Consider the following 14,972-nt stretch of genomic DNA (forward strand, 5'->3'; position numbering starts at 1 on the left):
TTTCGAGTAAAATAAAAACTGGCAAGCTTGATTCTGTAGGAGTAGGGCCATGCAACTCAGTTATATTTATATGGACTCGCCTGTAGGGCAGTTGCAACTGGTCGCCAATGAAACGGCACTGGTAGCTGTACTCTGGGATTGTGAAAAACCTAATCGGGTCAGGTTGGCAACTCTGGTTGAAGATCCACAGCATCCCGTATTGATAGAAGCTCGGCGTCAGCTTCAGGAATATTTTGCCGGTCAGCGCAATGTTTTTGATTTGCCTTTGGACTTTGCTGGTACAGATTTCCAGAAAAAAGTCTGGCAGGCTTTGCTGAATATTCCTTATGGACAGACCCGAAGTTACCGGGAAATCGCTGAACAGGTCGGTAATGTTAAAGCAGTACGCGCCGTGGGTGCTGCCAATGGTAAAAACCCGATCTCGATTATTGCACCTTGTCATCGGGTGATTGGCAGTAGCGGTAAGTTGGTAGGCTTTGCAGGCGGTCTGGATAAAAAAGAAATTCTGTTAAATATTGAGAGAACCCATTAAGATCAAAATCATAAAATTAATGAAAATTAAAATATGGATCTGTTCGCAACACAAATCTTAGGCCAACTCTGGTCCAGTTTATGGTGGGTTCTTCTACTTTTTATCGGTTCCATCGTTTTTAAGTTATTTAAACCATTTTTAAAAGGAAAGCTGGGAGAATTCGCTGTTGCCACGCATGTCAAACTTTATCTGAAAGGCCCTGAGTATCGATTATTAAACGATTTGACTCTTCCGGATGGAGACGGGAGTACAACCCAAATTGATCATTTCTTATTAAGTCCTTATGGTCTGTTTGTGATTGAAACCAAAAACTATAAAGGCTGGATCTTTGGTGGCGAGCGACAAAAGACCTGGACGCAAAAACTTTATAAAAATAGCTATAAATTTCAAAATCCGATTCATCAGAATTATAAGCACATTAAAGTTCTGGAGCAGTTGCTGGCTGATATTATCGAGCCAGACCAGCTGCATTCTGTGATTGTATTTATGCCAGATGCGGTGTTCAAAACCCCAATGCCAAATTATGTATTTCGAGGTGCAGGTTGGACAGATTATGTAAAAGGCTTTAATGAGAGAGTTATTTCTGACACCAAGATTAAACGTATCCAGATTCGCTTGGAGAAGGAAGTACTAGAAAAATCCTGGAAAACCAATCGTGAACATGTCGCAAATTTAAACAGGCGACAATCCGAACAAAAAAGCCTTTGAATCATTCAAAGGCTTTATCTTAATTTTTCGAGGCTTTTAACTTTTCAGTAATTTCAACCAGCTGTTTAATCCGTTTGACCTCATCCCAGAGTGCTTTGGCTTCAGGATAATGCTTGGACATCATCCCCAGCCATTGTTTATAACGACCGACCATATTCATTTCCTTTTTATAGGAACCATTCAGGAAACGGATTTGCAGTTCCAGTAGTTCATTCCAGGTGATGAGCGGCTCATCAGAATTCTGGCGAATACATTGGGTCAGATCAGGTGTAGTGACCGCACCACGGCCAATCATCAGGTCTTCACAGCCCGATTCTAGCTGACATTGCTTGGCATCGGCATTGGTCCAGATTTCACCATTGGCAATGACATTGATCTTTAAGGCTTCACGAATTGGTTGCAGTTGGTCCCAGAAGGCTGGCGGAGTATAGCCATCGGCCTTGGTCCGTGCATGGACAGTGACCCAGGCCGCCCCAGCATCTTCAATGGCATGCGCATTTTCCATCATGAAGTTGCGATCCATATAACCCAGACGCATTTTCGCCGAAACTGGAATATGCGCGGGCACTGCATCACGAACAGCTTTGACCAGTTCATAGACGACTTCAGGTTCATCTAACAGCACTGAACCACCACGATGACGATTCACGGTTTTGGCTGGACAGCCAAAATTCATATCAATTGCAGGCGCGCCCATGGCAGCGACTTTCACTGCATTGGCTGCCAGCATTTCCGGGTTATTTCCCAGAAATTGTACATGTACCGGCGTACCGGCAGCAGTTTTGCCGTCATTTAACAGTTCAGGGCAGTAGGTATGGTAGATATGATCCGGCAGCACCGAATCCGTGACACGAATAAACTCGGTTACACACCAGTCGAAGCTCCCGACGGATGTCAGTACATCACGCATAATCGGGTCAGTTAAGCCTTCCATGGGTGCAAGAACAAGTTTCAACGGTCAACACCTGTTAATTCGAAAAACGGTGTTATACGGCTTTTTGGTAGGAATGTCCAGGCAGTTTAATTTTCATATGAATTGCAGAAAAAGATTAAGTGTGAATGAGTATCTATTGATCTTTTGCTATCTAAATAAAAAAACCTTAAATCGGCTGATTTAAGGTTTAGATTTCAATCTTAAAAATCTGATCTTATCTTAATCGACCAGTTTTTCGACTTTCATACTTTCACGATAATACTGACAGCCTTTATACAGCAGGAATACACCAATCAGGCCGGCTATCGCATTGACGATAGAAATTGAATTTCCCACCATTAAGGTATTCTCGTAATATCGGTCTGTAATCAGCGCCACCGCAGTTGTACCCACACCAAGTGCAATCAGGTTAGAAATCAACAGGAATTTGGCTGATACCTGAGAGCGCAACTGGTTCGGTGTCAGCATCTGGGTAGTAGCGGCTGATGCTGGAATCGGGAAGGTGGAGAAGAACATGGCGACAAAGATCAGTGCGAATGAAAGCTGCATGTTGTCGACTTGGGTGAACAATACGCTTGGAATGATCAGGGCGGCACAGCCAATTGCACCGGCACGGATTGCTGCATCGCTATAGCCACGTTTAGAAAAGAAGTCGATGAGCCAGCCACAGAATAGGGCGCCTGAAGTATTTGCGACAAGAATAATACTTCCAAGGATATATCCGGTCTGGCTTGCATCCAGGCCAAAGTGACGCATATAGTAGGCCGGTGCCCAGCCGAGCAGGGAATACAACATCATGGTGTAGAAAGAGAAGCCAATAAAATGACAGAAGAATGTCTTTTTATGGGTTTTGATAAAACCTATCGAATTCTTAAAAGATGCTTTCACTGCGACACCATTCGCATCCATTTTGAGGCCTTTACGTTCTGGTTCACGTACGGTCAGAATCATGAGTAGTGCCAACAATACACCCGGCAAACCGACAATCATAAAGGTCAGCTGCCAGGTTTTGATCTCACCAATTACTGGTAAAGTGACAAAGCTAACATCTTCGAGCAGACCAATCACATAACCGCCAATCAGGAACGCTAGTCCCGAACCAATAAAGGCACCAATGGCATAAACACCCAGCGCACGGCCCAGTTTATGTTTCGGGAATAGATCCGCCACGATTGAGTAAAAAGCAGGAGAAAGTGCGGCTTCACCTGCACCGACACTAAGACGTGCGAGGAACATCTGGATAAAGTTTTTGCTGAGACCACAGGCTGCAGTTGCCAGACTCCAGAAGGCAATCCCGACTGAAATAATTTTCACACGGGATTTCTTATCGGCTAGTGCCGCAATCGGTACGCCCATAAAGGCATAAAACAGCGAAAAGGCCAGACCCTGTAACAGGCTGAACTGGGTATCACTGAGCATCAGGTCGGCCTTAATCGGCTCAATCATCAGGGATAAAATCTGACGGTCTACGAAAGAAAGAATGTAAGCCACCATACAGATGATGACCACATACCATTGATAGCTGCTACGTTCTGGAGCTGCTGGTGGAATTTCTGTAGCTACCTGTTCAGGGATAGGCGTAGTAATTTTTAGATAAGAATCGAGTGGTTGGACGTCATTGTCAACCTTGTCTATGACCAATGTTTTTTCATTCATCATGCAACATCCTGTGCGAGTTATAGTGATTGGTTTATTTGATACAAATTTAATTATTTTTATTTTTTATATGTATCGATTAATCTAATCTAGGAGTAATTTGCATAGCCGTCAATATGTCTGGATTAAAAAGATACAATTATTTTTAAATCAATAAAAAAGGGAATCAAATAGATTCCCTCCTTACTTTAAGTGTCTGAAAATGGTGGTTAAGCGGCTTTTTCCACGAGAGTCAGAATGTCATAAGTCGCGACCAGTTCATTGCTCTGGTTTTTCACCTTAATGTCCCAAACCACGACACCATGCGGTTTTTGCTCATCACGCAGCGGTTTAGGTGTTTTCTGTTTGCAGGTCAGTTCTACCTGAATGGTGTCGCCAATTTTCACTGGTTCTACAAAGCGTAGGTTGTCCATGCCATAGTTGGCAATAACAGGACCCGGAGCGGCATCGACAAACAGGCCAGCAGCGGCAGAAACAATGAAGTAACCATGTGCGACACGTTCACCGAACAAGGATTCTGCAGCGGCAATTTTGTCCATATGTGCATAGAAATAATCACCACTCAAGCCACCAAAGTTGACAATATCAGCTTCAGTAATGGTACGGCGTGCAGTCAGCAGGCGCTCACCGATTCGCAGTTCGTCAAAAGATTTCTTGAATGGGTGCACACGGTCTTCAAATACCTCAGCACCTGCGGTCCAGCTATGACCGACCTGAGTCAGCGCATTTGGTGAGCCTTGAATAGCAGTACGCTGCATATAGTGTTTCACTGCACGCTGGCCGCCAAGTTCCTCACCACCGCCAGCACGACCCGGACCACCATGCACTAACAATGGGAGTGGTGAACCATGACCGGTACTTTCCTTAGCGCTCTCACGGTCCAGAATATGCACACGACCATGCCAAGGCGCAATCTTGCTGAGTAGCTGTTCAATATTTTCATCATGGTTACGCACAATTGAAGCAACCAGACTGCCTTCACCACGGGCCACTAATGCTGCCAGTTGTGGTAAGTCACTATAGGGCATCAATGTAACCACTGGACCAAAGGCTTCAATATTGTGAATCTGCTGGGCCTGAACCGGATCTTTACATAAAAGCACTGTTGGCGGATAGAAAGCAGATTTTTCTGGATGTGCGACCTGAATGGCAAAATCCTGGCGCAGGTGGCTACCCATGATGATTTCAGCTTCCTGTGCCAGCTGTTCTACCTTGGCAGCAACATCATGCTTCTGTTTAACGCTGGCCAGAGCACCCATGGTTACGCCGTCCTGTGCAGGATCACCGATGACCACTTTCTGTAGTTTCTCAGTCAGGCGTTGCTGTACGGTATCGAGCAATGCTGCTGGCACAAAGGCACGACGAATTGCAGTACATTTTTGTCCGGCCTTGGTTGTCATTTCACGGAAGACTTCACGCACAAACAGGTCAATGGTTTCATCGTTGGCTTGCTGGGTCAGGATGGCACTGTTTACCGAGTCGGCTTCCATGCTGAATGGAATAGAGTGGGCATTCAGGTGCGGATGCGCACGCAGTTTCTGGCCGGTAGCAGCCGAACCTGTGAAGGTTACCGTATCCTGTGCATTCAGGTGATCAAACAGGTCGTAAGTCTGCCCGCAGATCAGCTGCAGAGCACCTTCTGGCAATAAATTACTGGCTAAAATGTCTTTAACGACTGCATGTGTCAGTTCTGCGCCTTCTGTTGCCGGCTTAACAATACATGGCACACCGGCTAGTAGAGTAGGTGCAATTTTTTCCAGCATGCCCCAGATTGGGAAGTTAAATGCATTGATATGCACTGCTACACCGGCTTTCGGGCTCAGAATATGTTTGGCACCAAAGCTGCCGTGTTTGGATAATGGAATCCAGGCATCTTCCACCAGTGCCGTTTCATCGCTGAGTTCACGGCGAACCAGGCTTGAATAGGCAAACAGGGTGCCGATCCCACCTTCAATATCAATCCAGGCATCTTTGCGGGTACAGCCGGTTGCGGCTGCCAGGCGGTAATAATCTTCCTTACGTTCTAGTAAATATTGTGCAACCTGTTTCAGGGCATTGGCACGCTGGTGAAAAGTCCAACTGGCAATGGCTGCACCTTTCTGTTTAGCATATTGCACTACGTTATGCATGTCGATGCCGTGGCTACTGACCTGATAAATCGCTTCACCGCTAATGGCGTGATAGACCATACGTAAGTCATTTTGTGCGCTATGTTCACCGCCTAAAACCAGTGAACTCAATACTTTAACTTTAGCTGAGTAATGCGCCTGTGTGTCGTCCTGAAGATCCGTGCTCTGGGTCGTGCTGTCCAGTTCCAACATTGTATAACTCCATTTATGATACGTTGTTGAGTTTATTTTTGCTTTTGATGTTTCATAAATTGCAATCAAAAAGCTTAAATGTCAATCATAATCCGCAAACAAAAAAGTAACTTTCATGTAATTAAAAATTTAAAAATATTAAAAACAATAACTTAATTGAAAATGCTTTTAAAAAATATATGATACTTAAAAAATAGTATTGATTTTATATTTGTATCGTTTTAATTTGAGTGTATCAGCACTTGGGATAAGTGAGACAAACATGAATAAGCAACAACAAACATTCGATCAGAAGATAGAGCAGGACATTTCTATTGAAGCGAAGGACTGGATGCCGGATGCCTATAGAAAGACCCTGATCCGCCAGATTGGTCAGCATGGACATTCGGAAGTGATTGGCATGCTGCCAGAAGGTAACTGGATTACCCGCGCACCGACCTTGAAACGTAAAGCGGTATTGCTGGCTAAAGTACAAGATGAAGCAGGGCATGGCCTATACCTCTACAGTGCAGCAGAAACGCTAGGTGCAGACCGTGATGACATGATGGAAAAGCTGATTGCTGGCCGCATGAAATATTCATCCATTTTTAACTATCCAACCCTGACCTGGGCAGATGTTGCTGCGATTGGCTGGCTGGTAGATGGGGCGGCAATCGTCAATCAGGTGGCGTTGTGTCGTACTTCTTATGGTCCTTATGCACGTGCCATGGTACGTATCTGTAAAGAAGAAAGTTTCCACCAGCGTCAAGGCTTTGAGGTCATGATGCAACTGGCACAAGGTACGCCAGAACAGAAACAGATGGCACAGGATGCAGTGAACCGTTTCTGGTGGCCGGCACTGATGATGTTTGGTCCAAGTGACGACAACTCTCCAAACAGTGCACAAAGCATGCAGTGGAAAATCAAATTATTCAGTAATGATGCATTGCGTCAGAAATTTGTCGACAACACTGTGCCGCAAGTATTTCAGCTTGGTCTGACTGTGCCGGACCCAGACCTGAAATTCAATGAAGAAACTGGCCACTATGAATTTGGTCAGGTGAACTGGGATGAGTTCTTCGATGTGCTGGCAGGCAAAGGTCCATGCAACCACGAACGTATCGAAGCACGCCGCAAGGCTTGGGAAGAGGGCAAATGGGTACGTGAATCAGCAGCAGTTTATGCCAGCAAGCAACAGCAGCAGTCAGATCAACGAAAAATCGCCTAAGGCAACGGAATAGCACAAGGATATGCAAATGAACAAGAATAACTGGTCTTTATACGAAGTATTTATTCGCAGCAAACAGGGTCTGAGCCACCGCCATGTCGGCAGCCTGCGTGCTCCTGATGATGAAATTGCCCTGCAAAATGCCCGTGACGTCTATACCCGCCGCAATGAAGGTGTAAGTATCTGGGTAGTGAAATCTGAATTGATTACCTCATCTCAACCAGATGAAAAACCAGAGTTTTTTGATCCTTCACTGAACAAGGTCTACCGTCATCCGACCTTCTATCACATTCCAGATGGCATCGAGCACATGTAAGGTGGAGGGCAGAGTAATGACTAATCAGGTATTAGCACAATTTTTACTACATGTTGGCGACAGCCAGCTCATCCTTTCACACCGTCTGGCAGAGTGGTGCGGTCACGCACCGGAACTGGAGCTAGATATTGCATTGGCAAATATTGGTCTGGACCTGTTAGGTCAAGCACGTACCGCGTTGAGTCTTGCCGGTGAAATTGAAGGGCAAGGTCGTGATGAAGATAAACTGGCTTATTTCCGTACCGAGCGTGAATACCGCAATTTGCTGTTGAGTGAACAGCCAAATGGTGACTTTGGTCAAACCATCGTACGTCAGTGGTTGATGGATCATTACCATGCTTTACTGTTTGCAGCACTGAGCAATAGCAGGAATGAAAACATTTCTTCATTCGCCATCAAGTCGCTGAAAGAGGTGAAATACCATTTGCGTTTTTCAACCTCATGGATGGAACGCCTGAGCTTAGGTACAGCAGAAGCTCATGAAAAAATCCAGAATGGTCTGAATCAGCTATGGCGTTTTACCGAAGAATTGTTCAGCCTGACTGCAGATGAACGTCAGCTGGTTGATGCTCACCTGATTCCTGACCTTGAACTGCTGAAACCAAAATGGCTGGAAACCATATCTGCCGAGCTGCAACGTTTTGAACTGAGCCTGCCAGAAAGCGGTGCTTATCGTAGTGGTGCCAAGCAAGGACTACATACCGAACATCTGGGTTATGTACTGGCGGAACTGCAATATATGCAGCGCAGCTATCCAGGCATGAACTGGTAAATCCAGCACATCACAGGGAGTGAGTGGCATGAACTTGATTAGACATGTAGAAGATCAATGCTGGGAAGTCCTGGCACAGGTTTCCGATCCGGAAATCCCGGTCCTGTCGGTCCTTGACCTAGGCATGATTCGTGGGGTGGAGATCAACTCGCAGGAGGAAATCATCGTCCGATTGACCCCCACCTATAGTGGCTGTCCGGCAACCGATCTGCTCAAGGCGGAAATCACCCAGGCATTTGCAGCACATGAGCTGACGCCGGTCAAAGTTGTGGTCGATCTGTCAGAAGCCTGGACCACCGACTGGATGAGTGAGGAAGGCAAACAGAAGCTGCAGCAATATGGTATTGCCCCGCCCAAAGGTGGTTCAAACAGCTGCGGTACCCATGTCGCACTCAGCGATGGCATCCAGTGTCCACATTGTCATAGCCAGCAAACCCGATTACTCAGTGAATTCAGTTCAACCGCTTGCAAGGCGCTGTACAAATGTCAGGAATGCTTGGAGCCGTTTGACTATTTTAAATGTATTTAAGGGCTTAAGCGCACAAGCCATAACAATAAAGCGTGAGATCGCCACAGCTTAAGAAGGATTTTGAAATGAGCCAGTTTATTCCGTTAACCATTAAATCTATTCAGCCTCAGACTGAACAGGCAATTTGCATTGCTTTTGAACTGAGTCCGGAACATGCCGAAAATTTTCAGTATCAGCCGGGCCAACACCTGACCATCCGTCACATGACAGAACAGGAAGAATTGCGCCGTTGCTATTCGATCTGTAGTGATAGTGATGAAGACATGAGTATCGCGATCAAGAAAATTGATCAGGGCCAGTTCTCGACCTGGGCCAATGAAAATCTGAAAGTCGGCGATGTACTAGAAGTGATGCCACCACAAGGTGTGTTTTTTCAGAAAGCGGCCAAGGTTGGTGGCAAACATTATCTGGGCTTTGCTGCAGGTAGTGGTATTACGCCAATTCTGTCTATTGTCAAAGCAGTGTTGAGTCGTCAGAAGGATGCCACTTTTACTCTGGTTTATGGTAACCGTTCCTGGAAACAGACCATGTTCTCTGAACAGATTATGGACCTGAAAGACCGTTTTAAGGAACGTCTACAGCTGATTAATATTTTCTCGCGTGAACTGAATGACAGCGAGATTTTCAATGGCCGTATTGATGCAGAAAAATTGCAGCAGCTGTTCCAGGCAGGCCTGATTCCAGCAGAAACTGATCACTGCTTCGCTTGCGGCCCTGAAGAAATGATGAATGCGGTCGAAACTGTATTGCCAACTCTCGGGATTGAACGCAGCAAAATTCACACCGAACGCTTTAATACCGAGACTGCACCAAAAGCCTCTACACAGCAGATCGAAAGCCGTACTGAGGAAAAGGTCAACATCGTTCTGGATGGTCGTGAGCTGATCATTGAAGTATCCAAGCAGGATGACAGTATTCTGGATGCTGCTTTACGTGCTGGAGCAGATCTACCTTATGCCTGCAAGGGCGGGGTATGCGCAACCTGTAAATGTAAGGTGTTGCAAGGTGAAGTGGAAATGGCAATCAACTATAGCCTGGAAGAAGAAGAAATCCAGAAAGGTTATGTGCTGAGCTGTCAGGCGCGTCCAACCACTCAAAATGTTCGTCTCAGTTTTGATGAGTAAAGATTTTAAATTAAGCACCATGCAAATAAATGCATGAACTCAATAGAACTTAAAAGGTGTGTAATGGATTACCAAACAATTATTGTCGAAGAAAAAAATGCAGTGGGCTACCTGACTTTTAACCGTCCAAAACAGCTCAACAGTTTTAATGAAACCATGCATCAGGAAGTATCTTCTGTCGTAAAACGCTGGGCGCAAGATTCAGCAATTCGCGCTGTAGTGATTTCTGCAGAAGGTCGTGGTTTCTGTGCTGGTCAGGACCTGAACGATCGTGTGGTTGATCCAAATGCTGATGCGCCAGATCTGGGGCTATCGATTGAAAAATACTATAACCCACTGATTAAACTGATTACTGAAATGCCAAAACCGGTAATCTGTGCCGTGAATGGCGTGGCAGCGGGTGCAGGTGCCAATATTGCACTGGCTTGTGACATCGTGGTAGCAGCGAAATCTGCTTCATTTATTCAGGCTTTTTGCCGTCTCGGTCTGGTGCCAGATTCAGGGGGTACCTGGTTCCTGCCACGTCTGGTTGGCCGTGCTCAAGCAATGGGTCTGGCGATGCTGGGTGACAAAATCTCGGCTGAACGTGCGCTGCAACTCGGCATGATCTGGCAGGTAGTTGAAGATGATCAGTTAAAGGCAGAAGCTGAAAAAATGGCTGAACATCTGGCGACTCAGCCGACTTATGGTCTATCCCTGATTAAGAAAGCGATTCATGCCGCCGCAGACAATAATCTGGATGAGCAACTGATTCTGGAGCGGGATCTGCAACGTCTGGCAGGCCGTTCCAGTGATTATCGTGAGGGCGTTCAGGCCTTTATGCAAAAACGAACACCACAATATAAGGGCTGCTAAATCTGCCAGAGATGGATTTGACTCAGCTCTAAGTTGTGACGATCTTTCCCTACAATTATCGCTTAGCAACTTGGTCGAGTTGAATTATTCCTGATAGGTATGAATGTGATACCTATTTGATCTGATGGTTAGCTAGGTCCTATGTTATATGTTGTATTACTCTAATAGTAAATGAAATCTGAAAACATGAGTTTATGTACTATTTTTCTAATCAAGATATTGATTTATTAATTATTTTTTATTTTATTTATTCAGATAAATAATTTGAATGAGTAAATAGAATTTAATATGTCATAAATTTACAAATATTAAAAAATATGTATCGTATTTTTAGTGAAGAGTAATACAACCTGGTATATATTGAACTAAGCAGACAGCGCTAGGACAGGCGCAACAAGTATCGCCAACAGACTAAGGTAGGGCGGGCTAAGGAACAAGAACGATGGAACATGTTTATATTTTTGACGGTATTCGTACCCCAATTGGTCGTTACGCAGGTGGTTTGAGCAGTATTCGTGCTGATGACCTTGCTGCTTTACCGATCCAGTATTTAAAACAGCAGCACCCCAACTTGCCATGGGCAGAAGTTGATGAAGTGATTTTAGGCTGTGCCAATCAGGCCGGTGAAGATAACCGTAATGTCGCACGTATGGCAGCACTTTTAGCGGGCCTGCCGGAAAGCGTACCCGCGATTACTGTAAATCGTCTCTGTGCTTCCGGTCTGGATGCTGTCGGTCTGGCAGCACGTGCAATTAAATCGGGTGAAGCGCAATTTGTAGTGGCCGGTGGGGTAGAATCCATGAGCCGTGCACCATTTGTGCAATCCAAGCCCACCACAGCATTTAGCCGTACTCCTGAAATTTATGATACCACCATTGGCTGGCGTTTTATCAATCCAAAATTCAAGGCAGGTTTCGGCGTAGATAGCATGCCGGAAACGGCAGAAAACGTAGCTGAAAAATATCAGATTAATCGTGAAGATCAGGATCTTTTCGCTTATCGCAGTCAGCAAAAAACTGCACAGGCACAGCAGAATGGTATTTTTCAGGCAGAAATCCTGCCAGTAGAAATCAAAGGTGCTAAAGGTTCTACTCAGGTGATTGCTGAACATGAGCATCCACGTGCCGATACTACCTTAGAAAAATTAGCTTCTTTAAAAGCGCCATTCCGCAAGGAAGGTGGTTCGATAACTGCGGGTAATGCGTCTGGTGTCAATGACGGTGCAGCATGTGTGCTACTGGGTAACAAATATTTTGCAGAACAATATGGACTGAAGCCATTGGCACAGGTAGTAGGAATCGCCGGTGCAGGAGTGGAACCACGTTATATGGGCATTGGACCAGTGCCCGCAGTGCAGAAAGTATTAAAACAGACAAACTTAAGTCTGGAACAGATGGATGTGATCGAACTGAATGAAGCCTTTGCCGCACAGGCACTTGCAGTGCTACGTGAGCTAGGCCTTCAGGATGATGATCCACGAGTCAATCCAAACGGGGGTGCTCTTGCCCTTGGACATCCACTCGGAATGAGCGGTACACGGCTAGTGATTACCGCCATGAAAGAATTACAACGCAAGCAAGGAAAATATGCCCTTTGTACCATGTGTGTCGGTGTTGGACAGGGTGTCGCACTGATTCTGGAAAATGTGGCTTAAGGACTGAATCAAAAAGAGAAATCATCAGCAGTCAGGATGACTGCAGCAGGAGCAAGAATATGAATAACAATGCAATGGAACAAATTGAAACCGCTTCAGTAGATGAATTACGTAGCCTGCAATTGGAACGTATGAAAAAAACGCTGCAGCATGCTTATCAGAACAGTACGGTTTACAAGAAAAAATTTGATGAAGCCGGTGTGCATCCGGATGATCTAAAATCACTGGATGATCTAGCAAAATTCCCGTTCACCACCAAGCAGGATCTGCGCGAAAACTATCCATTTGGCATGTTTGCTGTGCCTCAGGAGCAGATTGTCCGTGTACATGCTTCTTCAGGAACCACAGGTCAGCCGACTGTAGTCGGTTATACCCAGAATGACATTAATACCTGGTCAGATGTGGTGGCACGCTCGTTACGTGCAGCCGGACTCAGTAGTAAAGATACGATTCAGGTATCTTATGGTTACGGCTTGTTTACTGGTGGCCTAGGTGCACATTATGGCGTAGAACGTCTGGGCGCCACCGTAATTCCAATGTCAGGCGGCCAGACCGACAAACAGGCACAGCTGATTTATGATTTCAAGCCAACAGCTTTAATGGTCACTCCATCTTATTGTCTGAACATTATTGAGTGTCTGGAGAAAAAATTCGGGACTGCCAAGGACTGTTCGATCAAGACCGGGATCTTTGGTGCGGAACCTTGGACCAATGAAATGCGCCGTGAAATCGAAGAACGTCTGGGTATTGATGCGCTGGATATTTACGGCCTGTCTGAAGTCATGGGACCAGGTGTGGCGATGGAATGTCTGGAATCTAAAGATGGACCTACCATCTGGGAAGACCACTTCTATCCTGAAATTATCCATCCGGAAACTGGTGAAGTATTACCTGATGGTGAATTGGGCGAACTGGTATTTACCACTATTACCAAAGAAGGTATGCCGGTGATTCGTTACCGTACCCGTGATCTGACACGCTTATTGCCAGGTACAGCGCGTACCATGCGCCGTATGGATAAGATTGTCGGACGCAGTGATGACATGATGATTATTCGTGGTGTGAATGTGTTCCCATCACAAATTGAAGAGCAAATCCTGCATATTCCGCAGCTTATTCCAAATTATCAGATTCAGATTTGTAAACAGGGTCATCTGGATACATTGCATATTCGTACCGAAATGCGTAAAGATAATGCTATAAATATGACACACCAATTGGCAAATCAGCTGAAAGTACAAATCAAGACCATGGTCGGGATTAGTGTCAGTGTGGAAGTTTTACCGGAAGGTAGCTTGCCACGTTCTGAAGGTAAGGCTCAGCGGGTGTTTGATATCCGAAAGTCCGCTTAAATACGTCTGGATGACAGGCTCAGGTCTGTCATCCGGCTTTGACAAGGTAAGTTGAACGTAATGAATCCGAAATTAAAACAAGTAATTGATGATTTCATTCAGAATGAGACCCTCAGTGGAACCTCATTGGTAATGACGATTTTTGGTGACAGTATTTATCACCGCGGGGGAGTCATTAGTCTTGCCAGCCTGATTCAGCTGATGGATGTATTCGGCTTCAATGAGCGTTCTGTGCGTACCGCCGTATTCCGTCTGGTACAAAATGGCTGGCTGAGTTCTGAAAAAATTGGTCGTACCAGTTATTACCGGATTACCGAAAGCAGCCGTCAGCGTTTTATTACTGCAGACCAGAAAATTTACAGCTTCCAGCATAATGAATGGGACCAGAAATGGGATCTGGTTCTGCTCAGTTCAGTTGAACTGGAAAATAAACAGACACTGAAAAAAGAACTGGAATGGCTAGGCTTTGTCAATATCGCGACCAATGTCATGGCCTATCCGGGTTGTGACCAGCAGAAATTGCAAAACCTCTTACTGAATAACAAGATGACTGATCAGGTGGTAGTATTCCGTGCAGAAACCCTGCAGCTTTGGCAGGAATCCTATCCAACCATTAAACGTATGGTTGAGACTAACTGGCCAATCCCGGAACTACATCAGCGTTATGAAAAATTTATTAGCGATTTTCGCGAGTTTTTCTATCTGGTGGAAAATGAAGAGGAACTGAATCCAGTACAAGCCTTTCAGATTCGTATTCTGCTGATCCATCAATACCGCCGTATTTTACTGAAAGACCCGAATCTGCCATTTGAACTGTTGCCAACAAACTGGTTGTCACTGATTGCGCGTAACTTAAGTACCAATCTATATCAGGCAGTATTTGCAGCAGGAGATGAGTTTTTTCTGGAGACTGCCCGGACAGCGGAAGGCCTTATGCCACCTGCACATCCACAATTTTATAAACGTTTTGGTGGCTTAAAGCAGCCGGAATTGACCTTTTAATATTAAAAAA

General features: G+C 45.3%; 14 protein-coding genes. 11 read left to right on the top strand and 3 right to left on the bottom strand.

Annotation, left to right across the window (positions count from 1 at the left end; all coding sequences use genetic code 11):
• Positions 1 to 49: 49 nt before the first annotated feature.
• Positions 50 to 532: a methylated-DNA--[protein]-cysteine S-methyltransferase gene (locus tag FOC32_RS07595; protein ID WP_175966761.1), complete on the top strand. Its 483-nt coding sequence runs from the start codon at positions 50 to 52 to the stop codon at positions 530 to 532.
• Positions 533 to 565: 33 nt separating this feature from the next.
• Positions 566 to 1,240: a nuclease-related domain-containing protein gene (locus tag FOC32_RS07600; RefSeq protein ID WP_175966763.1), complete on the top strand. Its 675-nt coding sequence runs from the start codon at positions 566 to 568 to the stop codon at positions 1,238 to 1,240.
• A 19-nt stretch (positions 1,241 to 1,259) separates the two neighbouring features.
• On the opposite strand, the gene FOC32_RS07605 is transcribed toward FOC32_RS07600, so the two are convergent.
• The 3 genes from FOC32_RS07605 to paaZ all read right to left on the bottom strand — a co-directional run bounded on the left by FOC32_RS07605 (position 1,260) and on the right by paaZ (position 6,151).
• On the bottom strand, positions 1,260 to 2,195 hold the full coding sequence (locus tag FOC32_RS07605) for a tRNA dihydrouridine synthase (protein WP_175966765.1): 936 nt from the start codon (positions 2,193 to 2,195) through the stop codon (positions 1,260 to 1,262).
• A 198-nt stretch (positions 2,196 to 2,393) separates the two neighbouring features.
• Complete coding sequence (locus FOC32_RS07610) at positions 2,394 to 3,833, bottom strand: spinster family MFS transporter (protein WP_175966766.1); 1,440 nt, start codon at positions 3,831 to 3,833, stop codon at positions 2,394 to 2,396.
• Positions 3,834 to 4,039: 206 nt separating this feature from the next.
• Complete coding sequence (gene paaZ, locus FOC32_RS07615) at positions 4,040 to 6,151, bottom strand: phenylacetic acid degradation bifunctional protein PaaZ (protein ID WP_175966767.1); 2,112 nt, start codon at positions 6,149 to 6,151, stop codon at positions 4,040 to 4,042.
• Positions 6,152 to 6,413: 262 nt separating this feature from the next.
• On the opposite strand from paaZ, the gene paaA reads away from it, so the two are divergent.
• From paaA to paaX, 9 genes are all read left to right on the top strand, one after another.
• The gene (gene paaA / locus FOC32_RS07620) at positions 6,414 to 7,358 is read left to right on the top strand and encodes a 1,2-phenylacetyl-CoA epoxidase subunit PaaA (RefSeq protein ID WP_175966768.1); all 945 of its coding nucleotides are present in this window, start codon (positions 6,414 to 6,416) and stop codon (positions 7,356 to 7,358) included.
• Between the two features lie 28 nt (positions 7,359 to 7,386).
• Positions 7,387 to 7,674 (top strand): 1,2-phenylacetyl-CoA epoxidase subunit PaaB, encoded by a 288-nt coding sequence (gene paaB / locus FOC32_RS07625; RefSeq protein WP_034586837.1) that lies wholly within the window; start codon positions 7,387 to 7,389, stop codon positions 7,672 to 7,674.
• A gap of 16 nt (positions 7,675 to 7,690) precedes the next feature.
• Positions 7,691 to 8,446 carry a 1,2-phenylacetyl-CoA epoxidase subunit PaaC gene (paaC, locus tag FOC32_RS07630; RefSeq protein WP_175966769.1) on the top strand — a complete coding sequence of 252 codons (756 nt, stop codon included), beginning with the start codon at positions 7,691 to 7,693 and terminating at the stop codon, positions 8,444 to 8,446.
• Positions 8,447 to 8,474: 28 nt separating this feature from the next.
• Entirely contained in the window at positions 8,475 to 8,975 is a 501-nt protein-coding gene (gene paaD, locus FOC32_RS07635) for a 1,2-phenylacetyl-CoA epoxidase subunit PaaD (RefSeq protein ID WP_175966770.1), read from the top strand.
• Between the two features lie 65 nt (positions 8,976 to 9,040).
• Complete coding sequence (gene paaE, locus FOC32_RS07640) at positions 9,041 to 10,099, top strand: 1,2-phenylacetyl-CoA epoxidase subunit PaaE (RefSeq protein ID WP_175966771.1); 1,059 nt, start codon at positions 9,041 to 9,043, stop codon at positions 10,097 to 10,099.
• Positions 10,100 to 10,162: 63 nt separating this feature from the next.
• Complete coding sequence (gene paaG / locus FOC32_RS07645) at positions 10,163 to 10,954, top strand: 2-(1,2-epoxy-1,2-dihydrophenyl)acetyl-CoA isomerase PaaG (protein WP_004783368.1); 792 nt, start codon at positions 10,163 to 10,165, stop codon at positions 10,952 to 10,954.
• A gap of 442 nt (positions 10,955 to 11,396) precedes the next feature.
• Positions 11,397 to 12,608: a 3-oxoadipyl-CoA thiolase gene (pcaF, locus tag FOC32_RS07650; protein ID WP_175966772.1), complete on the top strand. Its 1,212-nt coding sequence runs from the start codon at positions 11,397 to 11,399 to the stop codon at positions 12,606 to 12,608.
• A gap of 59 nt (positions 12,609 to 12,667) precedes the next feature.
• Positions 12,668 to 13,960, top strand: a complete 1,293-nt coding sequence (paaK, locus tag FOC32_RS07655) for a phenylacetate--CoA ligase PaaK (protein WP_175966773.1) — start codon at positions 12,668 to 12,670, stop codon at positions 13,958 to 13,960.
• A gap of 60 nt (positions 13,961 to 14,020) precedes the next feature.
• Positions 14,021 to 14,962, top strand: coding sequence for a phenylacetic acid degradation operon negative regulatory protein PaaX (gene paaX / locus FOC32_RS07660; RefSeq protein WP_175966774.1), 942 nt, complete (start codon positions 14,021 to 14,023; stop codon positions 14,960 to 14,962).
• Positions 14,963 to 14,972: the final 10 nt, after the last annotated feature.

Source organism: Acinetobacter sp. FDAARGOS_724, from assembly GCF_013364475.1.
Classification (GTDB): Bacteria; Pseudomonadota; Gammaproteobacteria; order Pseudomonadales; family Moraxellaceae; genus Acinetobacter; species Acinetobacter variabilis.